The following is a 25,205-nucleotide window of genomic DNA, read 5'->3' as shown; positions in this document are numbered from 1 at the left end:
GGCAACTGGGGGCTGGGCTGACCTTGAGTTGACCTTGGGCTGGCTGCGGACAGATTTATGCCCCGGTGCGGTTTTCCGCCCGGGGCTTGAGTGGCTTGCTGGCTTATTTGTAGGCGCCGCGGCCCAGAGTGTCGCAGGACTTCATGGATCCGGACTGGTAGCCGGCCAGGAAAGACTCCTGGCGCTGCTCGGAGGTGCCGTGGGTAAAGGAGTCCGGATCCACCTGCCTGCCGGAACGGGACTGGATGTTGTCGTCGCCGACCGCGCGGGCGGTCTCGATGGCCTCGGCGACCTGCTCCTCGGTGATGGGCTCGAGGAGGGCGTCCTCGCCCTTGTCCGCGTGGGAGGCCCAGATGCCCGCGTAGCAGTCGGCCTGCAGCTCAATCTTGACCGCGTTGGAATCCTCGCCCGGGTCGTCGTAGTTCGACAGGCCGAGGGTGCCCTCGAGGTTCTGGATGTGGTGACCGAACTCGTGGGACACGATGTACATCTGTGCCAGCGGGGCGGAGGAGCCGCCGAAGCTCTCCAGCTGCTGGAAGAAGGAAGTGTCGAAATAGGCGGTGTTATCCGCCGGGCAGTAGAACGGACCGGTGGCGGCAGAGGCAGCGCCGCAGCCCGACTGGGTGGCCTGCTCGAAGACCACGCGCTCCGGCTCGGTGTAGTCGATGCCGGCCTGCTGCGGCAGCACCTCGCTCCACACCTGGTCCAGGGACACACCCGTGAAGTCCACGCGGCAGTCGTCGTACTTGTTGCCGTCCTCCGGGGTCTGGCAGTGCTCCAACTCGCTGCCGGCCTCCGGCCCGGAGTCGGACTGGGACGCCGGCTCCTCGGAGCCGAGCAACCCGCCCAGCTGCCCCGGGCTGCCGCCCAGCAACAGGTACAGACCGATGAGGACCACGGTGCCGAGGCCGCCGCCGGCCGCTACGACACCGCCGCGCCCGCCACCGCCGGTACGCGCCCGTTTGCCACTAATGTCACCGCCACTGCGAAAAGTCATAGCTTAAGTGTGCCAGGCCCGAGCCTTATCTACCCCTTTAGCGTCAGATTCCCGCGGCCGCCGTGGCTCTATCGGGCCGGCCACTTGGCAGGATCGCGCCTGGGTGCGAACGCGAATGGAGTGGTGGTCGAGCCCGGGCCAAACCGTGGGCACTGCCCGCCCTGGGCGGGGACGGACTGCCGGCAGGTGGGGGATAAGTCACTACCGGTTGCCGTGGGTGGGTAGACTGAAGGCGTCAACTTCTGCCTCCCGTCGCCGGGCTGGTCGCTGGGGCACTGTGGGCACCGCGTGATGCGTGCCGCACGGTGGCTGCGGCGCGCCGGGCGGGGATAATGCGGAAGCTACCGAGGAAGCTATGTGTGAAGGGATTTGAGCAACAGTGCTGCGTACCCATTTGGCGGGCGAGCTCCGCAAGGATATTGCCGGCGAGACAGTAACGCTTACGGGGTGGGTGTCTCGCCGCCGTGACCACGGCGGAGTGATCTTCATTGACCTGCGCGACCGGAGCGGTCTGGCGCAGGTAGTCTTCCGCGAGTCCGAGGTCGCCGAGCGCGCCCACGACCTGCGGTCCGAGTACTGCATCAAGGTCACCGGCGTGGTCGAGGCCCGCCCGGAGGGTTCGGAGAACCCGAACCTGCCGTCCGGCGAGATCGAGGTCAACGTCACCGACCTGGAGGTGCTGAACAAGTCGGCGGCCCTGCCATTCCAGATCGATGATCCGTCTACCTCCGGCGAGGTGGGCGAGGAGGCGCGCCTGCGCCACCGCTACCTGGACCTGCGCCGCCAGAGTCAGGGCAATGCCCTGCGCCTGCGCTCGGCTGCTAACCGCGCGGCCCGCCAGGTGCTGGACTCCCACGACTTCACCGAGATTGAGACCCCGACCCTGACCCGGTCCACCCCAGAGGGTGCGCGCGACTTCCTGGTGCCGGCCCGCCTGAAGCCGGGCTCCTGGTACGCGCTGCCGCAGTCCCCGCAGCTGTTCAAGCAGCTGCTCATGGTCGCCGGCATGGAGCGCTACTACCAGATCGCGCGCTGCTACCGCGACGAGGACTTCCGCGCCGATCGCCAGCCGGAGTTCACCCAGCTGGACGTCGAGATGTCCTTCGTGGACCAGGACGACATCATCGCCCTGGCCGAGGAGATCCTGGTGGCCCTGTGGAAGCTCATCGGCTACGACATCACCACGCCGATCCCGCGCATGACCTACGCGGACGCCATGAAGTACTACGGCTCCGACAAGCCGGACCTGCGCTTCGACATCAAGATCGTGGAGTGCACCGAGTTCTTCAAGGACACCACCTTCCGCGTCTTCCAGAACGAATACGTCGGCGCGGTCGTCATGGACGGCGGCGCCTCCCAGCCGCGTCGCCAGTTCGACGCCTGGCAGGACTGGGCCAAGCAGCGCGGCGCTAAGGGCCTGGCCTACATCACCATCGCCGAGGACGGCACCCTGGGCGGCCCGGTGGCCAAGAACATCACCGACGCCGAGCGCGAGGGCATCGCCGAGCACGTGGGCGCTAAGCCGGGCGACGCCATCTTCTTCGCCGCCGGCGACACCAAGTCCTCCCGCGCGCTGCTGGGCGCAGCCCGGGGCGAGATCGCCCGCAAGCTGGGCCTTATCAAGGAAGGCGACTGGGCGTTTACCTGGGTCGTCGACGCCCCGCTCTTCGAGCCGGCTGCCGACGCCACCGCCTCTGGCGACGTGGCCCTGGGCCACTCCAAGTGGACCGCCGTGCACCACGCCTTCACCTCGCCGAAGCCGGAGTGGATTGACTCCTTCGACGAGAACCCGGGCGAGGCCACGGCGTACGCCTACGACATTGTCTGCAACGGCAACGAGATCGGCGGCGGCTCCATCCGTATCCACCAGCGCGACGTCCAGGAGCGCGTCTTCGATGTCATGGGCATTGGTGAGGAGGAAGCCCGCGAGAAGTTTGGCTTCCTGCTGGACGCCTTCGCCTTCGGCGCCCCGCCGCACGGCGGCATCGCCTTCGGCTGGGACCGCATTGTCTCCTTGCTGGGTGGCTTCGACTCCATCCGCGACGTCATCGCCTTCCCGAAGTCCGGCGGCGGCGTCGACCCGCTGACCGACGCCCCGGCCCCGATCCCGGCCGCGCAGCGCAAGGAGACCGGCGTGGACTTCAAGCCGGAAAAGAACGCCAAGGCGGATAAGGAAACCAAGCCCAAAGCGCCCGACTCGACGGATAACTAAGGCGGCACGCCCCGGTCCACGCGGTGCGTGTGCCGGGGCTTACCGTTTACCCAGGAGGAGATTTTAGGTGGAGACTGCACAGCCGGACCAACAGGCAATTGTCGCCTTTGCGGAGGACTTGTTGTCCAACCGATTTGGGGGAACGCAAAAGCTCAGCGACGTCGAAGCCTTGACCGGTTCGGGGCATGCGGTTGTGCTGCGGGCCCGGGTGGCCAATTCCCCGTTCCTCCCGCACCGCTCCGTGGTCATCAAGCACAACCCGGCCACCGGTTATGCCGTGGATGATGCCGCCTTCCTCCGGGAGATCGTGGCCTACCAGTTCACTAACTCGCTGGCGGCGGACGTACGCCCCGGGCCGGTGCTGCTGGCGCACGACGTCGACAAGCGCACGGTGGTGCTCACCGACTCCGGCAATACCGATACCTTCGCCGAGGCCCTCGAGTCCGCCGACGAGGACATGCGGCGCACGCTGCTGCGCTCCCTGGGCGCGGAGCTGGGCCAGATGCACGCCGGCACCGCCGACCGCGAGCAGGACTACGACCTGCTGCTGTCGCGGATGCTGAAAAAGCACCCGGAATACGCCGAGAACCAGGTCATGCGCGACAAGGCGCTCTATGACTCCATCTACCGCGGCGTGACCATCGCCGAGGCCGCCGGGCTGGCGGTGCCGGCGGAGGTTAAGGCCTTGGCGGACCAGGCGGCCAAGTCACTGCAGTCCGGCCGCTATCGCGCTTTCACGCCCTTCGACCTGTCGCCGGACAACATCATCGTGGCCGACAACATCCACTTACTGGACTACGAGTGGGCCGGTTTCCGCAACGTCGGCTTCGACGTCGCCTGCGTTATCGCCGGCTTCCCGCAGTTCCTCTTCGCTCAGCCGGTCTCCGACGCGGAGGCGGACGTCTTCATCGAGGCCTGGGCCCGGGAGGTTAACGGGCTGTGGCCGCAGTTCAAGGACGCCGGCCAGATCCAGCACCTGGTCACCGCATGCCTGGTCGGCTGGGCCTTTTCCAGCCTGACCACCATGTCCGCCGGCGGGGTAGAGGTGCTCGCCGCCGTACTGCGCGGCCACGAGGAAATCCCGCTCAGCCCGGAGCAGTCCCTCCTGCGCACCGCCGAGCACGGGCCGTTCAGCGACGACGAGCTGCTCATCCGCCGCGATCTCTTCGAGACCTTCGAGGCCCTGTCGCGCTTTGCCAACCGCTGCGAAGACGGCGACTGCCAGCCGGCGGCGGAGTTCGGCGCGGTGCTGGCCCAGCGCCTGCGCGAGCCCGGCCAGCGCTAAGTCGGCGCGGGGCACAGCCCCGCGCTGCCGCCCCGGACGTTGTTTTAGAAAGTGAGGTGCCGGCCATCGTGGCTCAAGAAGATCTCTTCGGCGGGATTTCCCCGTCCCCGGACGCCGAGCAGCCCAGCGGGCTGGCCGGCCGCGGGCAGCAGATGTTTAGCACCCACGCGGGATCGCCGCTGGCCGCGCGCATGCGCCCGCGCACCCTGGACGAGGTCGTCGGCCAAAAGCACCTGCTCGACCCAGGCAAGCCCCTGCGCCGGCTGGTCGAGGGCTCCGGGGAGGCCTCTGTTATCCTTTACGGCCCGCCGGGCACGGGCAAGACCACCATTGCCTCGCTGATCGCCAGCGCGATGGGGCAAAACTTCGTGGGCCTGTCCGCGCTGGATTCCGGCGTCAAGCAGGTGCGCGAGGTCATCACCCAGGCCCGCCACGAGGCCGCCCGCGGCGCGCGCACCGTCCTGTTTATCGACGAGGTACACCGCTTTTCCAAGACGCAGCAGGACGCGCTGCTGGCGGCCGTGGAAAACCGCACGGTGCTGTTGGTCGCCGCGACTACGGAAAACCCGTCCTTCTCCGTGGTCTCCCCGCTGCTGTCGCGCTCGCTGCTGCTGCAGCTCAACCCGCTAGGCGACGAGGATCTTAAGACGCTGGTGGACCGGGCGGTAGGCGACGAGCGGGGGCTGGCCGGCCGCATCACCGTGAACGCCGAGGCCCGGGACCAGCTGGTGCTGCTGGCTGGAGGCGACGCTCGCCGCGTGCTGACCTACCTGGAGGCCGCGGCCGAGGCCGTGCCCGACGGCGGGGAGCTGGATCCCCAGACCATCAAGGACAACGTCAACAAGGCGGTGGTGCGCTACGACCGCGACGGCGATCAGCACTACGACGTCATCTCCGCGTTCATCAAGTCGATCCGCGGCTCGGACCCGGACGCGGCGCTGCACTACCTGGCCCGCATGATCGAGGCGGGGGAAGACCCGCGGTTTATCGCCCGGCGGCTCATCGTGCATGCCTCGGAGGACATCGGCATGGCGGATCCGACTGCGCTGCCGACCGCCGTGGCCGCCGCCCAGGCCGCGCAGCTCATCGGCCTGCCGGAGGCCCGGATCCCGCTGGCGCAGGCCACGATCCACCTGGCGACCGCGCCGAAGTCGAACTCGGTGATTGGCGCTATCGATGCTGCCCTGGGCGACGTGCGCGCCGGCAAGACCGGCTTCGTGCCCGCCCACCTGCGCGACGGCCACTACGTCGGGGCGAAGGACCTGGGCAACGCCGTGGGCTACGTCTATCCGCACGACGATCCGCGCGGGGTGGTGGCCCAGCAATACCTGCCGGACACCCTGGTGGACGCGGTCTACTACCAACCCACCGATCACGGGGCAGAAAAGCGCGTGCGCGGCTTCCTGGGTCGGCTGCGGGACATCGTCCGCGGGCGCGGGCGCGGCTAGCGGGCGCGGTTTAGCGGCCGAGCAGGCACGAGCCGGGCCCTAGCGCGGTGCCGGATCGGCGCGCGACCCAGCCGGCGGGACGGGGCGATTTGGGCGTCCCGAACTTCACCCGCAGCTGCGGGGCGGGTAAAGTTGAGCGCTGTTACTGACGTTAGTCGATAGTCAAAGGAAGTTACCTGGTGAAGACCCACGAGATTCGGGAGCGCTTTACTGCGCATTTTGTGAATAAGGGCCACGAGCCCGTCCCCAGCGCCTCGCTGATCCTGGACGATCCTAACCTGCTGTTCGTCAACGCCGGCATGGTTCCCTTCAAGCCCTATTTCCTGGGCCAGCAGAACCCGCCCTTCCCGAACGGGCTGGCCACCTCCATCCAGAAGTGCGTGCGCACCCTGGACATCGAAGAGGTCGGCATCACCACCCGCCACAACACCTTCTTCCAGATGGCCGGCAACTTCTCCTTCGGCCAGTACTTCAAGGAAGGCGCTATCACTAACGCGTGGGAGCTGCTCACCAACTCGATCGACGAGGGTGGCTTCGGCCTGGACCCGGAGCGCCTGTGGGTCACCGTCTACGAGACCGACGACGAGGCCGCCAGCATCTGGCACGACAAGATCGGCGTGCCGGAAGAGCGCATCCAGCGCATGGGCATGGAGGACAACTACTGGTCCATGGGCGTGCCCGGCCCCTGCGGGCCGTGCTCCGAGATCTACTACGACCGCGGCGCCGAATACGGCAAGGAAGGCGGCCCGGCCGCGGACGACAACCGCTACATGGAGATCTGGAACCTGGTCTTCATGCAGAACGAGCGCGGCGAAGGCAACGGCAAGGGCGATTTCGAAATCGTCGGCGAGCTGCCGAAGAAGAACATCGATACCGGCCTGGGCATCGAGCGCGTCGCCTGCCTGCTCCAGGGCGTGGACAACGTCTACGAGACGGATTTGCTGCGCCCGGTCATCGACGTGGCCGAGGAGCTGACCGGCTCGAAGTACAACTCGAACCACGAGGACGACATCCGCTTCCGCGTCATCGCGGACCACTCCCGAACCGGCATGATGTTGATCTTGGACGGCGTGACCCCGTCCAACGAGGGCCGCGGCTACATCCTGCGCCGCCTGCTACGCCGCATCATCCGCTCCGCCCGCCTGCTGGGCGCGACCGGACAGACCATCGAGCGCTTCCTGACCACGGTCATGGACACCATGGAGCCGTCCTACCCGGAGATCGCCGACAACCGCGAGCGCATCCTCCGCGTGGCAAAGAACGAGGAAAAGGCCTTCCTCAAGACCCTCGAGTCCGGCACCTACCGTTTCGACGAGGCCGCCGCTTCCGTTAAGGCCGCCGGGAAGAAGACCCTGCGCGGCGAGGACGCCTTCGCCCTGCACGACACCTACGGCTTCCCGATCGACCTGACCCTCGAGATGGCCGCCGAGGCCGGCCTCGAGGTCGACATGCCCGCCTTCGAGGCCGCCATGGCCGAGCAGAAGGCGCGCGCCAAGGCCGACAACCGCGCCAAGAAGCACGGGCACACCGACGAGTCGCTCTACCGCGAGTGGGTCGACAACCAGCCGACCGTCTTCACCGGCTACGAGGAGCTGAGCTCCGACGCCCAGGTCATCGGCCTGGTGCGCAACGGCGAGAAGGTCACCGAGGCCGAGGTAGGAGACCAGGTCGAGGTCATCCTGGACCAGACGCCGCTGTACGCCGAGTCCGGCGGCCAGATGGCCGACCGCGGCCGCCTGGTGGCGGGCGAGACCACCCTGCAGGTCGACGACGTGCAGAAGATCGGCAAGAAGCTGTGGGTCCACAAGGCTACCGTGACCGCCGGCGGGCTGGATCTTGGCACCCGCATGACCGCGGAGGTCGACGCCGCCTGGCGCCACGGCGCCACCCAGGCGCACACGGCCACCCACCTCATCCACGCCGCGCTGCGCCAGGTGCTGGGCCCGACCGCGGTCCAGGCCGGTTCCATGAACCGCCCGGGCTACCTGCGCTTCGACTTCAACTTCACCGACCAGCTCACCGAGGCACAGATGGAGGAGATCGCGCTTATCACCAACCAGGCGGTGGACTCCAACCTGGCGGTCAACACCATCGAGACCTCCCTGGAGGAGGCCAAGGCGATGGGTGCGATGGCGCTGTTCGGCGAGAACTACGGCCGCAACGTCCGCGTCGTCGAAATCGGCGGCCCGTTCTCCATCGAGCTCTGCGGCGGCACCCACGTCGGCGCCTCCTCCCAGGTGGGCCCAGTCTCCGTGCTGGGTGAGTCTTCCGTGGGCTCCGGCGCCCGCCGCATCGAGGCCTACACCGGCCTGGACGCGTTCAAGTACTTCTCCAAGGAGGCCGCCCTAGTCGAGGGTGTTTCTCGCGACCTGAAGGTCCAGACCGAGGAGCTGCCGGAGCGAATCGCCCAGCTGAGCGAGAAGCTCAAGGCTGCGGAGAAGGAAATCTCCAGCCTGCGCAAGGCCCAGCTGCAGGCCCAGGCCGCGGACTTCGTGACCGCCGCCCGCGAGGTCAAGGGTTTCCGGACCATCATGCTGCGCCTGCCGGAGGGCACGGATGGCAACGACCTGCGCACCGTGGCCACGGATCTGAAGAACCGCCTGAAGGACCGCGACGGCGTTATCGCGCTGGGCGCGAAGAACGGCGAGAAGTTCTCCTTCATCATCGCCGCGACCCCGTCCGCCGTGGAGCGCGGCGTGAAGGCCGGCGACATCGTCAAGCTCTTCGGCGAGTACGTCGACGGCCGTGGCGGCGGCAAGCCGGACATGGCGCAGGGCTCCGGCCGGCTGGCCGAGGGAGCCGAGCGCGGCTTCGAGGCCGTCAAGGACATGCTGGAAAGTCTGTAAGCGCTATGGCGAAAGTCACACCGGATGCTCCCGGCCTAGACGACCCCGGCCCCGGCCGGCGTCTCGGCGTGGACGTCGGCACCGTCCGAATTGGGGTAGCAGTCAGCGATCGCGACGCGCGCCTGGCTACCCCCGTGGAAACCGTAGCCCGGGTGACCGGGTTCAAGGACCGCGACGGTGCGGACATCGATCGGCTCGTTGAGCTGGCCGAACAGTACCAAGTCGCCGAAGTAGTCGTCGGGCTGCCGCGGGATTTGCAGGCCAACGGATCCAAAAGCGTCAAGCACGCCAAGGAGATTGCGTTTCGTATCCGTCGCCGGTTGGTGAAGTCTGAAACGATGGTCTCGTTAGCACCTGTCAGATTGGCGGATGAGCGTCTCACCACGGTGGTTGCAACCCAAGCCTTGCGTGCCTCTGGAGTATCCGAGAAGAAGGGCCGTAAAGTGATTGACCAAGCCGCTGCTGTGGAGATTCTCCAAAGCTGGCTGGACGCCCGCGCGCGGGTATTATCCGATAACCAGAATGACGCAAACCAATAAAGCCTTCGAACTCAGGAGACTAATTTAGTGAGCCGCAATGAACAGCGCTTGGCTAGGCGCATGGAACCGAAGTTCGTGAAGCGACGCCAGCGTGGCTTAGCCGTGCTGATCGCCTCCTTCGTGCTGATCATCGGTGCGATCGTCTATATCGGAGGCCAGATCCTAGTGGGCGACAAGGGCGGTTCGCGCACCGATTTCGAAGGGACGGGCAACGGCGTGACGCAACTTATCCAGGTGCCGGAAGGTTCCTCCATCTCCCAGCTGGGCCCCGACTTGGTAGACAAGGGCGTGATCAAAAGCGATGAGGCTTTCCAAACCGCGGCGGCCAACAACGTCGACGCCGGTTCCCTGCAGCCCGGGTTCTACCGCCTGCAGGAGGAGATGAGCGCGGAATCCGCTGTGAAGGCGCTGCTCGATCTGAACAACCAGGTGGATCTGCTCGACGTGCAGGGCGGTGCCACACTCCAAGACGTCTCCGTCATCGGCGGCGACGTGCGCTACGGCATCTACTCCATGATCGAGAAGGTCACCTGCGAGGAAGGCAGCTGCGTCAACAAGGATGAGCTCGAGCGCGTTGCCTCGACCGCGGACCCGGAGCAGCTGGGCGCGCCGGAATGGGCCGTCGAGCCAGTTAAGGCCCGCGGCGATGATCCTAAGCGCCTGGAGGGCCTCATTGCGCCGGGCCGCTACATCCTGGACCCGAACATGAGCGCCGAGGACATCCTGACCGACCTGGTCTCGCGTTCGGCGGAGCAGTACAACGAGACCGACATCGTGGGCCGGGCCCAGGCCATTGGCGTGAGCCCCTACGAGCTGCTGACCTCTGCCTCTCTGGTCGAGCGCGAGGCGCCGGCCGGTGAGTTCGACAAGGTCGCTCGCGTCATCCTGAACCGCCTGGACGAGCCTATGCGTCTGGAGTTCGACTCCACCGTTAACTACGGCCTGGAGGACGTGGAGCTGGCCACCACCGACGAGGACCGCGAGCGCAAGACGCCGTGGAACACCTACGCCAAGCAAGGCCTGCCGGATACCCCGATCGCCTCGCCGTCGGAGGAAGCCATCCAGGCGATGGAGCACCCGGCCGAGGGCGAGTGGCTCTTCTTCGTCACCGTCGATGATCAGGGCACAACCGTGTTCACCAACAACTTCGATGAGCACCAGGAAAAGGTCCGCGAGGCGCTCGACTCTGGCATCCTGGACCACCAGCGCCAAGGCACCAACCCGGCCGACGCGGACAAGGCCGAAAACTAGAACGCTATAAACCTAGAAAGCTAGGAGGCCTCGGTCATGCCACGCGCGGCGGTATTGGGTTCGCCCATCGATCATTCGCTCTCCCCGGTGCTGCACAACGCCGGCTACGCCGCCCTCGGTCTGGAGGACTGGGAATACAGCCGGCAGGAGTGCACCGCCGAGCAGCTGCCCGGATTGGTGCGCGAGGCCGCCGCCGACGTGCGCGGCTTCTCCGTGACCATGCCGGGCAAGTTCGCCGCGGTGGAGGTTGCCGACGAGGTCACCGACCGGGCGCGACTGCTCGGCTCGGCGAATACTCTGGTGCCGCTCGACGGCGGTCGCTGGCGGGCTGACAACACCGACACCGAGGGAGTTGTGGGCGCGCTGCAGCGCTTGCTGGGGGACCAGGAGGTCGGCGAGGCCGTGGTGATCGGCGCCGGCGGCACCGCGCGCCCCGCGCTGTGGGCGCTGGCCCAGCGCGGGGTGGACACCGTCACTGTGCTCAACCGCTCCGACCGCCGGGCCGAGCTCGAGCCGCTGGCCCGCGAGCTCGGCCTCGATTTGCGTACCACGGACTTTCACATCGACCTGGAGCAGCTAACCCTGAACACCGGGGTCATCGTCTCCACGGTTCCCTCAGCGGCGCTGGAAGACCACCTGCTGGATCTCGCGCACGCGCCGGTGCTGGACGTCATCTACGAGCCCTGGCCCACGCCGCTGACCGTGGCCGCCGCGGCCAACGGCTACGCGACGGTCAACGGGCATATCATGCTGGCCCACCAGGCCTTCAGCCAGTTCGAGCAGTTCACGGGCCAGCCCGCCCCGCAAGAAGAGATGATTACCGCGCTCAACAACGCCCTGGCCGCCCGCCAAAGTCCGGTGGTAAACCGCGCCAAGCGCAGCTAGCCCGCGGGCTCATCCCGGGCAGGCCCGCGCCCGATCGCTTAAGCTGGCCCCAAGAGGGACAAGCTGTGGGGTGAGGGAGGGGGAGATTTAGCGCATGGTGCACACCGCGCCTTTCGAGTACACGGGGCAAGAGCTGCCTATCGCGGCCTGTGCCGCGGGCCTTGGGCTGCTGGTCGCCTGGGCTGCGGCGCTGTGCTGGTGGGACCTTAGCTCCCGGCGCCTGCCCGACTGGCTGACGCTGCCCGCCGGGGTTCTAGCAGTCCTCGCGTTGTTCCAGCACCCTTCCTGGGCCGTGGGGCTCGTCTGGCCGGGTGTCTACCTCGCTCAGGCGCTGCTGCCCGGCCCGGCCGGGCGCCTAGGCGGCGGGGACATCAAGCTCGCGGTCCCGCTCGGGGTGGGCTGCGCCGCCCTTGCTGGGGTGGCCGGGGTACTCGCCGCGATGGTCATCGCTGGGCTGGTGACCCTGGCGGCCGGATTATTATGCACCGCGGCCGGCCGCGACCGGAACGCCGGCCGCAGGGGCGTTCCGCATGGGCCGGCCATGCTCTTTGCCGCCGCCGTGGTGGCGGCCGGCAGGTGGGTGGCTACCCCCATAATGTAGACGGATGCACCACTTCACAGGGCCGGCGTGAAATAATGACAGCCATGCTTCGTTGGACAACTGCGGGAGAATCCCACGGGCAGGCGCTCATCGCGCTGCTTGAGCACCTGCCGGCCGGGGTTCCGATTACTAAGGACGAGATTGCGCAGCAATTATCGCGGAGGAGGCTGGGCTACGGCCGCGGCGCCCGAATGAAATTCGAGGCCGATGAGCTCACCCTGCTTGCCGGCGTCCGCCACGGCAAGACCTTGGGCAGCCCGATCGCGGTGATGATCGGCAACACCGAGTGGCCGAAGTGGACCACCGTGATGAGCCCGGACCCGCTGGATATGGACGACGCGCAGGTCGCAGAAGCCATGCAGTCAGGCCGCGGCGCGGCGCTGACCCGCCCGCGCCCGGGGCACGCGGACTTTGCCGGCATGGTCAAGTACGACCACGCCGAGGCCCGCCCGATCCTGGAGCGTTCCTCTGCCCGGGAGACCGCCGCCCGCGTGGCCGCGGCCACCTTCGCCCGCAACTTCCTGCGAGAGACCCTTGGCGTGGAGGTCATCTCCCACGTCATCTCCATTGGCGCCTCCGATCCTTACGAAGGCCCGGCCCCGGCGCCGTCGGATCTCGCGGCTATCGATGCCTCCCCGGTGCGTTCCTTCGACAAGGCCGCCGAGGAGAGCATGGTCACCGAGATCGAGACCGCCAAGAAGCAGGGCGACACCTTAGGCGGCGTCGTGGAGGTCGTCGTCGACGGCCTGCCCATCGGCTTGGGCTCGCACATCAACAGCGAGGATCGCCTCGACGCCCAGCTGGCGGCCGCGCTGATGGGCATCCAGGCCATCAAGGGCGTGGAGATCGGCGACGGCTTCGCTGAGGCCCGCCGCCGTGGCTCCGCAGCGCACGATGAGATGGTGCGCACCGACGACGGCGTCGACCGGCTGAGCAACCGCGCGGGCGGTCTCGAAGGTGGCATGACCAACGGGCAACAGCTGCGGGTGCGGGCGGCCATGAAGCCGATTTCTACCGTGCCGCGCGCGCTGAAGACCGTGGACATGGCCGACGGTTCCGCCGCGACCGCTATCCACCAGCGCTCCGACGTGTGCGCCGTGCCCGCCGCCGGCGTGGTGGCCGAGGCCATGGTGACACTCGTCGTCGCCCGCGCTGTGCTGGAGAAGTTCGGTGGCGACAGCCTGGCGGAGACCAAGCGCAACATCGCCGCGTACCAGGACTATGTTGCCGAGCGCTTGAGCTTCCCGCAGGATTAGCCTGAAGCATAACGACTAAGAGCAGTGGAAAGGCCAGGACTACGATGACCGTACCTCCTCTAGCGACGGGAGCTCCGCGACCGGTGGCGGTGCTGGTGGGGCCGCCCGGCGCCGGTAAATCCACCATCGGGCGCCGGCTCGCCCGGGCCCTGAACGTGGGGCTGGTCGACTCGGATCAGCTGATCGAGGCCGCCCACGGCAAGCCCTGCGGCGAGGTTTTCGCCGAGCTGGGCGAGGAAGCCTTCCGCCAGGAGGAAGAAAAGCACGTGGCCGAGGCCCTGTCGGCCGGCGGCGTGGTCAGCCTCGGCGGGGGAGCCGTGGTCAGCGCGACGACCCGGGACCTTTTGGAGCGCCACACCGTCATTTGGGTGGAAGTCAGCGCTGAGGAGGGCGTGCGCCGCACCTCCAGCAGCAATTCCCGCCCGGTCCTGCAGTCCGCGGATCCGCTCGCGCGCTACCAAGAGCTACTGGACCAGCGCGCAGATTTCTACCGCGAGGTCGCCGACTACCGCGCCCGCACCGACGGGCGCGGCCCGCAGCAGGTGGTCGGGGATATCCTCGGCTTCTTGGAGACACTGTAGGAAGATCACCCCTAACCGCCACACCCCACCCCCTAATTTTGTCGAGGAGAAGCCCATGTCCGTCATCCCGGTCAACGGTCCGGCCCCATACCACGTCCACATTGGTCACGGGCTGGCCCCGGCCATCGTGGAGACCATCCGCGACTCCGGGGCAGCGCAGGTAGCTATCCTCTGCCCGGAGGTCTTGAGCGCTTCCGCCCGCCGCCTGGCCGATGCCGCGGAGGCAGCCGGAGTGCGCTGCCACGTGTGGCTCCTGCCGGACGCCGAGCGAGCCAAGCAGCTCAGCGTGGTCAGCGAGCTCTGGGACAAGCTCGGCGCGGCCAGCTTCGGCCGGCAGGACCTCATCGTCGGTTTCGGTGGCGGCGCGACCACGGATCTGGCGGGCTTCGTCGCGGCGACCTGGATGCGCGGCATCCGCGTGGTGCAGGTGCCGACGACCCTGCTGGCCATGGTGGACGCCGCAGTCGGCGGCAAGACCGGCATCAACACCGCGGCCGGCAAGAACCTGGTCGGCTCCTTCCACGAGCCGCTGGCCGTCTTCGCGGACATCGAGGTGCTGCGCAGCCTCCCGGAAGCAGAGATGGTGGCCGGCTCGGCGGAAATCATCAAGACCGGCTTCATCCACGACCCGGAGATCATCGAGCTCTACCGCCGCGATCCGGCCGCCTGCCTGGACCCGGACGTTGCCCTGCCGGAGCTCATCGCCCGTTCGGTGGCCGTCAAGGCTCGCGTGGTGGGCGAGGACCTCAAGGAGTCCGGCCTGCGGGAAACCCTGAACTACGGGCACACCTTCGGACACGCCATCGAGCGCGCGGAGGACTACTCCTGGCGCCACGGCAACGCCGTGGCCGTGGGCATGATGTTCGTGGCCTACCTGGCCGAGGCCCGCGGGCTCATCGACGCCCACGTGGTCGAGCTGCACCGCGACGTCCTCACTTCCGTCGGCCTGCCGGTTGCCTACCGCGACGGCCAGTGGCCCGAGCTGTACGCGGCCATGCGCCACGACAAGAAGAACCGCAACGGTAAAATCCGCTTCGTGGCCTTGACCGCGGTGGGGGCTACCACCCGCTTCGAGGGCCCGAGCGACGAGGAATTGCGCCAAGCATTTGAGAAGGTGAGCAGCTAATGCAGGTAGTTATCATCAACGGGCCTAACCTGAACCGGCTGGGCAAGCGCCAGCCGGACGTCTACGGCACCACCACCCTGCACGACATCGAGGAGATTATCCGTCAGCGCGGGGAGAAGCTCCGCGCGGAGGGCGCCGAGCTGGAGCTGGACTTCTTCCAGTCCAACCACGAGGGCGAAATCATCGACCGCGTCCACGCCGCCGCCGACGCCGGCGCGGGTGTGATCATCAACCCCGGGGCCTTTACCCACACCTCCGTGGCCATCCGCGACGCCCTGGCGGAAATCGCCGACGGCGCGGGCTTCGTCGAGGTCCACCTGTCCAACGTGCACGCCCGGGAAGAATTCCGGCAGCACTCCTACCTGTCGGCCATCGCCCGCGGCGTTATAGCCGGACTGGGCCCGGTCGGCTACCTCGCCGCCCTGGAGTACTTCGCCGCCTCTTCCTAAGCCTTGCCGGCCCGCGCATTCATCCTGGTGTGAAAACGGTTACCGTGTCTGCGGACACCGGCTAGAATGGGTGTCCTACGCGGTGGGCTTTTAGAGCCTGCCTTTAGTGCATTTTGCTCAGCGGAAAGGATTAACCATGGCTTTGGCAGATACTCGCTTCAGCGACCGGCGCCGGAAGCTAGCGGCGCAGCTGGCGGGGCAGCGCATCGACGCGATTTTGGTCACCGACCTGATTCACGTGCGCTACCTGTCGAATTTCTCCGGCTCGAACGGCGCGCTGCTGCTGCGGAAGGACCTCTCCGCCGCCATTGCCACCGACGGGCGGTACACCACCCAGATCAAGCAGGAAGTGCCCGACATTGAGCCGATTATCGAGCGTGGCGTCGGCACGGCCCTGCTCAAGACCCTGGAAGGGCAGGGGCCGCTGCGGGTCGGCTTCGAAGCGGACACGGTCTCGGTCAACCAGCACGCGGCACTCGAGAAGGCCTGCTCGGAGGACGTGACCCTGGTGCCGATCTCCGGCGTGATTGAGGAGATCCGCCTCTACAAGGATCCGCTCGAGCTGGAACGCCTGGACTCCCTGGCGCAGCTGGCTACCGATGCCTTCGAGGCGATGCTGGCCGCCGGCGAGGTCCGTGCGGGCCGCACCGAGCGCCAGATCGCGGCCGACCTGGAATACCGGATGCGCGCGGCCGGCGCGGAGCGTACCAGCTTCGACACCATCGTGGCCTCCGGCCCGAATTCCGCGCTGCCGCACCACGGCGCCGACGACCGCGTGCTGGAAGACGGCGACCTGGTCACCATCGACTTCGGCGCCCACCTGCGCGGCTTCAACTCCGACATGACGCGCACCGTCGTCATCGGTGAACCGGACGAGTCCGCCCGGGAGATCTACGACGTGGTCCAGCGCGCCCAGGAGGCTGGCGTGGCCGCGGCAACCCCGGGCACCGCACTCGCGGACGTGGACAAGGCCTGCCGCGACGTCATCGAGGAGGCCGGCTACGGGGAGTACTTCGTCCACTCGACCGGTCACGGCGTGGGCCTGCTCGTCCACGAGGCCCCCGCGGCCGCCCGCAACGCCAAGGGCACCCTGGCCGCCGGCATGACGCTGACCATTGAGCCGGGCGTCTACGTGCCCGGCAAGGGCGGCGTCCGGATCGAGGACACCCTCATCATCACCGACGGCGCCCCGACTATCATCACCCGCTCGCCGAAGGAACTGCGGTCCTTCTAGCGCCTGCCCCAGGTCCCTCGAGCGCACCGCCGGTGCGGACGCACTCACCGCTCGGGGGCGTTGCCGCCGGTTGCCCACCACAAAAAGTGGGCGCCGGTTTTACACGCATTCCGGCAGGGATAGTAAACTGGCAAGACGTAACTTTTAATCCAACAGACTTCGGGAGATTGATTCGTGGCTGATACCACCGCATTCAAGAACGGTCTTGTTCTAAAGATTGACAATAAGCTCCAGCAGATTATTGAGTTCCAGCACGTCAAGCCGGGCAAGGGCCCTGCCTTCGTGCGCACCAAGCTCAAGGACGTTGTCTCGGGCAAGGTCACGGATAAGACATGGAACGCCGGCGCCAAGGTCGAGACCGCGACGGTGGACCGCCGTGACATGACCTACCTGTACCACGACGGCAGCAACTACGTCGTGATGGACGACAAGGACTTCGAGCAGGTCGAGCTGAGCCCGGACAAGTTCGGCGACGCCGCCAAGTTCCTGCTGGAAAACATGCGCGTGCAGGTCTCCTTCCACGAGGGCGAGCCGCTGTTCGCCGAGCTGCCGATCAACGTTGACCTGAAGGTCGAGCATACCGATCCGGGCCTGCAGGGCGACCGCTCCAACGGCGGCACCAAACCGGCCACCCTGGAGACCGGCGCGGAGATCCAGGTCCCGTTGTTCATCGAGACCGGCAACGTGCTCAAGGTTGACACCCGGACGGGCGAGTACCTGTCCCGCGTCAGCAACTAGCGTGCAGCAAGATTCAAAGAAGGACCCAGTGACGGAAGAAAATACCGAGCAGCACAGCTCGTCTCCCGAGCGTGTGTCCCGTAATCGTCGCCACGGCGCGCGGTACCGGGCACGGCGGCGTGCCGCCGACATCCTCTACGAGGCAGAAAACCGCGACATCGATCCGGTGGCGATCGTGGAGGAGCGAAAGGGCCTAGCCCTGGAAGGCGAGCACGGCGTTGCGCCGATCGCGGACTACACCGCAGAAATCGTTCAGGGCGTGGCCGAAGAGCTGGACGATATCGACGACGCGATCGCCCGCTACCTCGCCGATGATTGGCGCTTGGACCGGCTGCCTCCCGTCGAGCGCGCCATCCTGCGTGTATCCACCTGGGAGCTGCTGTTCAACCCGGAGGTGCCGCTGGCTACCGCGGTGACCGAAGGCGTGGAGCTGGCCAGCGAATACTCTCACATCAAGGCCGCCCCGTACATCAACGCCGTCCTCGACGACATCGCGCAGTCCCGCCGCACCGGCAGCCCGATGACCGCCGAGCAAGACCTCGCCGCCGGAGCCGACGAAGATGCAACGAGCACCGCCGACGTCACCGAAGTCACGGCGCCGGCCGCTGCCGAGACCTGTGACGCTGCGCCGGCGGCACCCGAGCCCGAGCCCGACGAGGCTGAGGCTGCGGGCACCCCGGAAGGGGAGAAGGACTCGCCGGCCGAGTAGCCGCGGTCCCGCGGTGCCGGCCCATGCCGGCCCCCGGCTGGTGCTCCGAGATCCAAAAAGTTGGCTGCCTTCCCACCCACCCGCGCTAGTGCGCGAGGTTGGATAAGGAGGGCAGCCAGCTTTTGTGCTGTCTGGGCTTTTAGTTTTCGCCGCCGGCTTCCTGGGCGGTCTCGGAGCCTTTTTTGGCCATTTCCTCGGCGGCGGAGACCATGGCGTTCTGCGCGCCGATGACGCCGTCGACGGCGGCCTGGAGCGCGGCGGTCAGCTGGCCGTCGGTCGCGCCGGCGGCCACCGGCAGGTCGCGCTCGGAACGCACGATGAGCATGTCCTCGTGCTCGGCGATGGCCACGCGGGCGCCGAAGGAGACCGAGTTGATCTGGTTGGCCGCCAGGAAGAGCCCGGCGTCGGCCTGGGAGAAGGAGGCGTCGGTAGCCACGTCGCAGCGCACGATAACCACGGAGTCCAGCACCGCGAACATGCACGGCAGGCCGTTGAGGTTGGCCGTGGCGGCGTCGTTACGGCCCTCGATCTTTTCCAGCTCGATCTCGAAAGTGCGCATCGCCTCGATGACGCGGTCCAGGGTGACCTCCGGCAGGGCGGTGTCGGTCGGATTCTGGTTAGTCATTGTGCTCCTCCCAAGTCACGAGTTCCGGGTACTGCTGTTCCAGCCAGGTAAACGACTGTACGACGGCGTCCAGGGTGGACATCACGAAGGCGCCGACCTGGTTGCGGGACAGGCCCTGGCTGATGTTGAGCTCGCGCACGGCGGAGACGGCCAAGCTTCCCTCGCCGGTCTCAAAGAACCGCAGGGTCGGGGCGAAGTGCTCGGTGTTCCACTGGTTGAGCTGGGCCAAGACCTTCGGGCCCTCGGAGGCCGGCACGTCGCCGCGCCACACCGAATCCAGAATGAGGGTGTTTTCCCGCACCTGCATGGCGATGGCGGCGTTAGAAAAACCGGTCCGCAGGATGTCGATGGTCTCCTCGTCGCTGACCGGCTGGTTTTCCATCCGGTACTGCAGCTTTTCGGCGTCGAAGATCTCCGCGACGCGGGCGAGGGTCACCGGCTCCACTGGGGTGTCCGGGTGCAATTGGGGTTGTTCATCAGTCACTGGGACAAAATCCAAACTTGTAGCTTAAAGGGGGTCGAATATCATTCGTTACCTACCGAGGCCTTCGGCGGGTAACCCGTCCATCCAGCATAACGGAGAGCAATCCGGCGTGGGGCGCGGGCGGCTAGTTCGCGTCTGCAGGCTGCCAGAGGCGCTGGTTGCCTAGCTCGTGGGCGAAGGTGTCCTGGATGGTGTCAAAGCGCATGACGTGCCCGCGACGTTGCAGCTTGGCCGGGGCCACGCGCTGGTCGGCCAGGGCTAGTTCCTGGGCGCCTTCCTTGCCCAGCAGCAGGGCCGGGCCGAGGGCGGGGATGGGAATGGCCGCCGGGCGCTTGAGCTGTTCGGCCAGGATCTGAGTCATTTCCCGGTTGAGCACCGGGGCAGTGGAGGCCGCGTTTACGGGCCCAGACAGGGCGGTGTCGAAGATGGCGCGGGTGTAGATATCGCATAGGTCGTCAAAGGCGACCCAGGAGAACCAGAAATCCCCGTCGCCGAAGGAGCCACCCAGGCCGGTGGAAAACAGCGCCCGCAGCAGCGGCAGCAGGCCGCTAGCCCCGGTCAGGGCGATACCGGTGCGGATGTTGACCACGCGCTTTCCGGCCTCACGGGCCTCGGCGGTGGCGGCCTCCCAGTCGCGGACCACCTCGGCCAGGAAGCCGTCGCCGGAGGCGGAGTCCTCGGTAAGCACCTCGTCGCCGCGGTCGTTGCCGTAATAGCCGATGGCGGAGGCGCAGACGAAGGTTTCGGTATCTGGGCTAGCGGCCACCAGCTGGGCCAGCTTGCGGGTGGGCCCCACGCGGGAGTCGCGGATTTCCTGCTTGTGCTTGTCGTTGAAGCGACCGAAGATGGGCTCGCCGGCTAAGTGGACCAGCACGTCGACGTCGTCGAGCAGGTTGCGCGACGGCGAGTTCGGGTTCCAGGTGCGCTGGCCGTCCTTGGCCTCCGAACGGACCAGTTGGATGACGCGGTGGCCCAGCGTGGTCAGCTCTGCGGAAAGCGCTCGGCCGACGGAGCCGCGCGAGCCGGTAATCGCCACGGTCAAAGGCCGAGCCTCGGGGGTCAGGATGTTAATGCCCTGGTCGCGCAGCTGGTTGATGAACTCGAAGTCCCCAATCAGCTTGTGCTGCCGGTAGGCGAAAGAGGCCTCCAGCGCGCTAGAGGGGATGCGGGTGTCCACCGTGTCCGTGATCAGCGTGCCGTCGGCGTGATCGGCAAAGTGGTGGTCGTGGCGCCACGAGGCCAGCCGCTTGAGTGGGGCGGAGACGCACACGTCGCTGAAGGACACCCCGCGGCGGTACCGGGACAAGTCGTGGCGGGCGACCCACTTGAGGCCGGCGGGCAGGGAAAACACGGTGGTGCCGTCGGCCAGGCTGCGGGCCTGCTCCTGAGGGGCCATGGGGAGGAAGGGCGGGGTCAGGCGGCTCACGGCGCCGAGGCGGGTGTGCCACTCCCATACCTGCTCGCGGTCGGCGGGGATGACGTGCTGTGCCTGGAATGTCACGGTGTTGAAGAACTCCTTTAAAAAGTCCGGGTATTCGGTGGAGTGTAACCAACTATTGTCCCAGTTTTGGCCAGCCGCGCGCTCGGCCCGCCCCCGAGTTCGGGGGAGGATGTGTTTCAGCTACGCGCAGGGGTGCAATCGGGGTACCGGGGCTGCTAAGATTCGCCTTAGCACGAGCGGGGCCGGCAACGCTGCGTACCCGGCTACGTGAATAATTTCATCTGACCCTTATTCGACATCCTTTAAAGACCGCACCGTGAGGCGGGGAAGGAGGTCACGATGAGTGGTACCGACACCTCCGCGGAGTCCACTGAGCTGCTGAGCTCAGACGACGTCGCGCGCACTGTCGCACGCATCGCGCACCAAATCATTGAAAAGACGGCCCTTGATGAGGCCGACGCGAACCCAGTCGTCCTGCTGGGTATCCCTTCCGGTGGTGTGCCGTTGGCCCACCGGCTAGCAGAAAAGATCGAAGAATTCGCCGGGGTGACCGTGCCGTGCGGCTCCCTGGATATCACCCTCTACCGCGACGATTTGCGTTCCAAACCGCACCGCGCCCTGCAGCCGACCCGGATCCCCGGCGGCGGCATCGACGGCACGACCCTCATCCTAGTCGACGACGTCCTGTTTTCCGGGCGCACCATCCGCGCCGCCCTAGACGCCCTGTCCGATGTGGGGCGCCCCCGCATTATCCAGCTGGCGTGCCTGGTCGACCGCGGGCACCGCGAAGTCCCGATCCGCGCCGACTACGTGGGCAAGAACATCCCCACCTCGCGCGACGAGGACATTGCCGTCTACAGCCGCGACCTTGATGACCGCGACGCGGTCGTGCTGACCCGCGTCAACCGGGAGGATTAGTCATGAAGCACCTACTCGATATTGCCGACGTCAGCGCGACCGACCTGGTGGCACTTCTGGACGAGGCAGACCGTTTCAAAGAGGTCCTCGACGGCCGCGAGGTCAAGAAGCTGCCGACCTTGCGCGGACGGACCATCTACACCCTGTTCTACGAGAACTCCACGCGTACCCGCTCGTCGTTTGAGACCGCCGGCAAGTGGATGTCGGCCGACGTCATCAACCTGTCGGCCTCGACGTCCTCGGTGAAGAAGGGTGAGTCCCTGCGCGATACCGGCCTGACCCTGGCCGCCATCGGCGCGGACGCCATCATCATCCGCCACCCGTCCTCGGGTGCGCCGCAGCAGCTGGCCCGCTGGGTGGCCCCGGACGGTAACGGCCCGTCGGTCATCAATGCCGGCGACGGCGCGCACCAGCACCCGACCCAGGCTCTGCTGGATGCGGTGACCATGCGCCAGCGTTTGGGCATTACCGGCGGGAATTTCTCCGGTCTGCGCGTGAAGATCGTGGGCGACTGCCTGCACTCGCGTGTGGTGCGCTCCAACGTGGAACTGCTGACCAAGCTCGGCGCGGAAGTTACCCTGGTCGCCCCGGCCACCCTGCTGCCGAACGGCGTGGAAAACTGGCCGGTGCGCGTGGCCTACGACTTCGACGCCGAGCTGGCCGATGCCGACGTGGTCATGATGCTGCGCGTGCAGGCCGAGCGCATGCACGGCGGCTTCTTCCCGTCGCACCGGGAATATGCGAACCTCTACGGCCTGTCGCCGCAGCGCGCGGCCCAGATGAAAAAGGACGCCATCATCATGCACCCGGGCCCGATGCTCCGCGGCATGGAAATTAACTACCAGGTGGCTGATTACGACAACACCGCCGTTCTGCAGCAGGTCAGCAACGGCGTGCACCTGCGCATGGCAGTCTTGTTCACTTTGCTCGCCGGCGGCGAAAGCTCGGCGGAATAGGAGAAAATACTCATGACCAACACTTCTCAATTCCCGGCTACCGGCGCCAACCACCCGGCGCCGCAGCGCCCGTTGCTTATCACCAACGTCCGCCCCTACGGCGAGGGAGACCCGGTCGACGTCTTGGTTCGCGACGGCGTCATCGCCGAGATCGGCGCGGGGCTGGCCGACCAGCTGGCCGGGGACGATGCCCAGCAGGCCGAGGTCATCGACGGCGCGGGCAACGTGCTCCTGCCAGGCCTGGTGGACATGCATGTCCACCTGCGCGAGCCAGGCCGCGAGGACACCGAGACCATCGAGACCGGTTCCCAGGCCGCCGCCAAGGGCGGGTTCACTGCCGTGTTCACCATGGCCAATACCAACCCGGTCACGGACCAGCCGGTCATCGCGGAGTCCATCTGGGCCAAAGCCCAGCGCATCGGCACCTGCGACGTGCACCCGGTGGGCTCTATCACCAAGGGGCTCGAGGGCAAGACGCTCACCGAGTTCGGCATGATGGTCCGCAGCGACGCCAAGGTGCGGATGTTCTCCGACGACGGCAAGTGCGTGGCCGATCCGCAGCTGATGCGCCGCGCCCTGGAATACGCCAAGGGTCTGGACGTCCTGCTGGCCCAGCACGCCGAGGAGCCGCGGTTGACCGACGGGGCAGTGGCGCACGAAGGTGAGACCGCCGCCAAGCTGGGCCTGACCGGCTGGCCGCGGGTCGCCGAGGAATCGATCGTGGCCCGCGACGCCCTGCTGGCCCGCGACTACGGCAACCGCGTGCACATCTGCCACGCCTCGACCACCGGCACGGTGGAACTGCTCAAGTGGGCGAAGTCCCAGGACATCCCCCTGACTGCCGAGGTGACCCCGCACCACCTTCTGCTGACCGACGACAAGCTGCACACCTATGACGGTGTCTTCCGCGTCAACCCGCCGCTGCGTGAGGAGCACGACACGCAGGCACTGCGCCAAGCGCTGCTGGACGGGGTCATCGACTGCGTGGCCACCGACCACGCGCCGCACGGCGCCGAAGACAAGTGCGTGGAGTTCGAAAACGCCAAGCCGGGCATGCTCGGCCTGGAGTCCTCGCTCGCGATTATCGCCAAGATCTTTGTCGCTTCCGGCTTGGCCGACTGGCGCTTCGTCGCCCGCGTGATGTCCGAGCGCCCGGCGGAGATTACCCGCCTGCCGGGCCAGGGGCGTCCGATCGCGGTGGGCGAGCCCGCCAACCTGGCGCTGGTGGACCCGAACAGCCCGTGGAATTCGGACTCGACGCGGCTGGCCTCCAAGGCGCGGAATAACCCCTATGAGGGGGAGGAATTCAACGCGCAGGTTACCCACACCATTCTGCGTGGCGCGGTGACGTACTCCCGCGGGGCTGACGACTAAAGTCAGTCGTGGAAGAAATACATAAGACCGCATATAATACTTCTCAAGATTTACTAGTCAGCGAAAGGCACATTCATGACTGACTCCGCCCATACCTCCACGCCGGCCATCCTGGTCTTGGCAGACGGTCGTACGTTCCGCGGCTTTGGTTTCGGCGCCACCGGAACCACCCTCGGTGAGGCCGTCTTTACCACCGGCATGACCGGCTACCAGGAGACCATGACGGACCCGTCCTACCACCGCCAGATCGTGGTGACGACAGCCCCGCAGATCGGCAACACCGGCTGGAACGACGAGGACAACGAGTCCCGCGGCAACCGCATCTGGGTTGCCGGCCTGGTCATCCGCGACCTGGCTCACCGCGTGTCCAACTGGCGCGCCGAACGCAGCCTGCCGGAAGAGATGGAAGCCCAGAACATCATCGGCATCCGCGGCGTGGATACCCGTTCCCTGGTCCGCCACCTGCGCAACTACGGCTCCATCGCCGCCGGCATCTTCAGTGGTGAGGCCGCCGAGCGCGACGTCGAGGAGCTGCTCGCCGAGGTCAAGGGCCAAGAGGCCATGGAAGGCGCCGACCTGTCCGGCGAGGTGACCACCGACGCGCCGTATACCATCGAAGCGGAAGGGCAAAAGCGCTACACCGTCGTCGCTTACGACATGGGGATTAAGTCCGCCACCCCGCGCCACTTCGCCCGCCGCGGCATCGAGACCGTCGTCGTGCCCTCGGGCACCCCGCTCAAGGAGATCGAGCAGTACCAGCCGGACGGGGTATTCATCTCCAACGGGCCGGGCGACCCGGCCACGGCCGACGAGATGGTCGGCATCGTCCGCGACATCCTGTCCGCCGGCTACCCGCTCTTCGGCATCTGCTTCGGTAACCAGCTGCTCGGCCGCGCGCTGGGCCTGAGCACCTACAAGATGAAGTTCGGCCACCGTGGCATCAACGTCCCGGTGCAAAACCACCTGACCGGCAAGATCGACATCACCTCCCAGAACCACGGCTTCGCGCTGGAAAACCCGACTGGAAAGCCGGGCGGGGAGTTCGAGTCGGACTTTGGGCCGGCCATCATCACCCACACCTGCCTCAATGACGGCACTGTCGAGGGCGTGGCGCTGAAGAGTGGCAAGGCTTATTCCGTGCAGTACCACCCGGAATCCGCCGCCGGCCCCCACGACGCCAACCCGCTGTTTGACCAGTTTATCGAGCTGCTCAGCCAGCGTGCAGACAACAAGTAAAGACCAGGAAGGAT

The 25,205-nt window shown here is 66.9% G+C and carries 22 protein-coding genes and 1 pseudogene; 19 read left to right on the top strand and 4 right to left on the bottom strand.

All coding sequences use genetic code 11. The features are described 5' to 3' along the window. Positions 1-103: 103 nt before the first annotated feature. The gene (gene ypfJ / locus CCONF_RS06590; protein WP_290221940.1) at positions 104-997 is read right to left on the bottom strand and encodes a KPN_02809 family neutral zinc metallopeptidase; all 894 of its coding nucleotides are present in this window, start codon (positions 995-997) and stop codon (positions 104-106) included. Positions 998-1,376: 379 nt separating this feature from the next. Here ypfJ and aspS point away from each other — a divergent pair, with 379 nt between their 5' ends. The 15 genes and pseudogenes from aspS to nusB form a co-directional block, all read left to right on the top strand. Then, positions 1,377-3,209 (top strand): aspartate--tRNA ligase, encoded by a 1,833-nt coding sequence (gene aspS / locus CCONF_RS06585; RefSeq protein WP_290221938.1) that lies wholly within the window; start codon positions 1,377-1,379, stop codon positions 3,207-3,209. A 67-nt stretch (positions 3,210-3,276) separates the two neighbouring features. Further along, complete coding sequence (locus CCONF_RS06580; RefSeq protein WP_290221936.1) at positions 3,277-4,494, top strand: phosphotransferase family protein; 1,218 nt, start codon at positions 3,277-3,279, stop codon at positions 4,492-4,494. A gap of 68 nt (positions 4,495-4,562) precedes the next feature. Further along, positions 4,563-5,942, top strand: coding sequence for a replication-associated recombination protein A (locus CCONF_RS06575; RefSeq protein WP_290221934.1), 1,380 nt, complete (start codon positions 4,563-4,565; stop codon positions 5,940-5,942). A 179-nt stretch (positions 5,943-6,121) separates the two neighbouring features. Next, entirely contained in the window at positions 6,122-8,788 is a 2,667-nt protein-coding gene (gene alaS, locus CCONF_RS06570; RefSeq protein ID WP_290221932.1) for an alanine--tRNA ligase, read from the top strand. 5 nt (positions 8,789-8,793) lie between these two features. After that, entirely contained in the window at positions 8,794-9,327 is a 534-nt protein-coding gene (ruvX, locus tag CCONF_RS06565) for a Holliday junction resolvase RuvX (protein ID WP_290221931.1), read from the top strand. A gap of 60 nt (positions 9,328-9,387) precedes the next feature. Continuing rightward, positions 9,388-10,578: an endolytic transglycosylase MltG gene (gene mltG / locus CCONF_RS06560; protein WP_290226315.1), complete on the top strand. Its 1,191-nt coding sequence runs from the start codon at positions 9,388-9,390 to the stop codon at positions 10,576-10,578. 36 nt (positions 10,579-10,614) lie between these two features. Continuing rightward, on the top strand, positions 10,615-11,463 hold the full coding sequence (locus tag CCONF_RS06555) for a shikimate dehydrogenase (RefSeq protein WP_290221928.1): 849 nt from the start codon (positions 10,615-10,617) through the stop codon (positions 11,461-11,463). A gap of 94 nt (positions 11,464-11,557) precedes the next feature. Beyond that, positions 11,558-12,064: a prepilin peptidase gene (locus tag CCONF_RS06550; protein ID WP_290221926.1), complete on the top strand. Its 507-nt coding sequence runs from the start codon at positions 11,558-11,560 to the stop codon at positions 12,062-12,064. A 44-nt stretch (positions 12,065-12,108) separates the two neighbouring features. Beyond that, positions 12,109-13,320 carry a chorismate synthase gene (gene aroC / locus CCONF_RS06545; RefSeq protein ID WP_290221924.1) on the top strand — a complete coding sequence of 404 codons (1,212 nt, stop codon included), beginning with the start codon at positions 12,109-12,111 and terminating at the stop codon, positions 13,318-13,320. A 44-nt stretch (positions 13,321-13,364) separates the two neighbouring features. Then, positions 13,365-13,901, top strand: coding sequence for a shikimate kinase (locus tag CCONF_RS06540; protein ID WP_290221922.1), 537 nt, complete (start codon positions 13,365-13,367; stop codon positions 13,899-13,901). Positions 13,902-13,956: 55 nt separating this feature from the next. Next, on the top strand, positions 13,957-15,027 hold the full coding sequence (gene aroB, locus CCONF_RS06535; RefSeq protein ID WP_290221920.1) for a 3-dehydroquinate synthase: 1,071 nt from the start codon (positions 13,957-13,959) through the stop codon (positions 15,025-15,027). Further along, positions 15,027-15,476, top strand: coding sequence for a type II 3-dehydroquinate dehydratase (aroQ, locus tag CCONF_RS06530; RefSeq protein ID WP_290221918.1), 450 nt, complete (start codon positions 15,027-15,029; stop codon positions 15,474-15,476). Before aroB ends, aroQ begins: the two co-directional genes overlap by 1 nt. A gap of 136 nt (positions 15,477-15,612) precedes the next feature. Continuing rightward, on the top strand, positions 15,613-16,710 hold the full coding sequence (locus CCONF_RS06525; protein WP_290221916.1) for a M24 family metallopeptidase: 1,098 nt from the start codon (positions 15,613-15,615) through the stop codon (positions 16,708-16,710). Between the two features lie 174 nt (positions 16,711-16,884). After that, entirely contained in the window at positions 16,885-17,448 is a 564-nt protein-coding gene (gene efp / locus CCONF_RS06520) for an elongation factor P (protein WP_070768344.1), read from the top strand. A gap of 73 nt (positions 17,449-17,521) precedes the next feature. Further along, a pseudogene (nusB, locus tag CCONF_RS06515) lies at positions 17,522-18,008 on the top strand (transcription antitermination factor NusB); the annotation flags it as partial. Positions 18,009-18,296: 288 nt separating this feature from the next. On the opposite strand, the gene CCONF_RS06510 reads toward nusB, so the two are convergent. The 3 genes from CCONF_RS06510 to CCONF_RS06500 form a co-directional block, all read right to left on the bottom strand. Beyond that, positions 18,297-18,782 carry a YbjN domain-containing protein gene (locus CCONF_RS06510; protein WP_290221913.1) on the bottom strand — a complete coding sequence of 162 codons (486 nt, stop codon included), beginning with the start codon at positions 18,780-18,782 and terminating at the stop codon, positions 18,297-18,299. Beyond that, a complete protein-coding gene (locus CCONF_RS06505) occupies positions 18,775-19,266 on the bottom strand; it encodes a YbjN domain-containing protein (protein ID WP_290221911.1) in 492 nt (163 codons plus the stop codon). Before CCONF_RS06505 ends, CCONF_RS06510 begins: the two co-directional genes overlap by 8 nt. A 124-nt stretch (positions 19,267-19,390) precedes the next feature. Continuing rightward, complete coding sequence (locus CCONF_RS06500; protein ID WP_290221909.1) at positions 19,391-20,767, bottom strand: TIGR01777 family oxidoreductase; 1,377 nt, start codon at positions 20,765-20,767, stop codon at positions 19,391-19,393. Between the two features lie 279 nt (positions 20,768-21,046). On the opposite strand from CCONF_RS06500, the gene pyrR reads away from it, so the two are divergent. The 4 genes from pyrR (at position 21,047) to carA (ending at position 25,191) form a co-directional block, all read left to right on the top strand. After that, on the top strand, positions 21,047-21,625 hold the full coding sequence (gene pyrR, locus CCONF_RS06495; protein WP_290221907.1) for a bifunctional pyr operon transcriptional regulator/uracil phosphoribosyltransferase PyrR: 579 nt from the start codon (positions 21,047-21,049) through the stop codon (positions 21,623-21,625). Between the two features lie 2 nt (positions 21,626-21,627). Beyond that, positions 21,628-22,581: an aspartate carbamoyltransferase catalytic subunit gene (locus tag CCONF_RS06490; RefSeq protein WP_290221905.1), complete on the top strand. Its 954-nt coding sequence runs from the start codon at positions 21,628-21,630 to the stop codon at positions 22,579-22,581. 12 nt (positions 22,582-22,593) lie between these two features. Further along, on the top strand, positions 22,594-23,955 hold the full coding sequence (locus tag CCONF_RS06485; protein WP_290221903.1) for a dihydroorotase: 1,362 nt from the start codon (positions 22,594-22,596) through the stop codon (positions 23,953-23,955). A gap of 75 nt (positions 23,956-24,030) precedes the next feature. Then, entirely contained in the window at positions 24,031-25,191 is a 1,161-nt protein-coding gene (gene carA / locus CCONF_RS06480) for a glutamine-hydrolyzing carbamoyl-phosphate synthase small subunit (RefSeq protein ID WP_290221901.1), read from the top strand. Positions 25,192-25,205 lie beyond the last annotated feature (14 nt).

It is taken from the genome of Corynebacterium confusum (assembly GCF_030408715.1).
GTDB classification, from domain to species: domain Bacteria; phylum Actinomycetota; class Actinomycetes; order Mycobacteriales; family Mycobacteriaceae; genus Corynebacterium; species Corynebacterium confusum.
This window is presented reverse-complemented; position numbering and strand designations above follow the sequence as displayed.

Bases quoted from the DNA above. Each gene is read 5' to 3' on its own strand.
- ypfJ (WP_290221940.1), bottom strand. From the start codon at position 997: ATGACTTTTCGCAGTGGCGGTGACATTAGTGGCAAACGGGCGCGTACC.
- ruvX (WP_290221931.1), top strand. From the start codon at position 8,794: ATGGCGAAAGTCACACCGGATGCTCCCGGCCTAGACGACCCCGGCCCC.
- mltG (WP_290226315.1), top strand. From the start codon at position 9,388: ATGGAACCGAAGTTCGTGAAGCGACGCCAGCGTGGCTTAGCCGTGCTG.
- CCONF_RS06555 (WP_290221928.1), top strand. From the start codon at position 10,615: ATGCCACGCGCGGCGGTATTGGGTTCGCCCATCGATCATTCGCTCTCC.
- CCONF_RS06550 (WP_290221926.1), top strand. From the start codon at position 11,558: ATGGTGCACACCGCGCCTTTCGAGTACACGGGGCAAGAGCTGCCTATC.
- aroC (WP_290221924.1), top strand. From the start codon at position 12,109: ATGCTTCGTTGGACAACTGCGGGAGAATCCCACGGGCAGGCGCTCATC.
- CCONF_RS06540 (WP_290221922.1), top strand. From the start codon at position 13,365: ATGACCGTACCTCCTCTAGCGACGGGAGCTCCGCGACCGGTGGCGGTG.
- aroB (WP_290221920.1), top strand. From the start codon at position 13,957: ATGTCCGTCATCCCGGTCAACGGTCCGGCCCCATACCACGTCCACATT.
- aroQ (WP_290221918.1), top strand. From the start codon at position 15,027: ATGCAGGTAGTTATCATCAACGGGCCTAACCTGAACCGGCTGGGCAAG.
- CCONF_RS06525 (WP_290221916.1), top strand. From the start codon at position 15,613: ATGGCTTTGGCAGATACTCGCTTCAGCGACCGGCGCCGGAAGCTAGCG.
- CCONF_RS06510 (WP_290221913.1), bottom strand. From the start codon at position 18,782: ATGACTAACCAGAATCCGACCGACACCGCCCTGCCGGAGGTCACCCTG.
- pyrR (WP_290221907.1), top strand. From the start codon at position 21,047: ATGAGTGGTACCGACACCTCCGCGGAGTCCACTGAGCTGCTGAGCTCA.
- CCONF_RS06490 (WP_290221905.1), top strand. From the start codon at position 21,628: ATGAAGCACCTACTCGATATTGCCGACGTCAGCGCGACCGACCTGGTG.
- CCONF_RS06485 (WP_290221903.1), top strand. From the start codon at position 22,594: ATGACCAACACTTCTCAATTCCCGGCTACCGGCGCCAACCACCCGGCG.
- carA (WP_290221901.1), top strand. From the start codon at position 24,031: ATGACTGACTCCGCCCATACCTCCACGCCGGCCATCCTGGTCTTGGCA.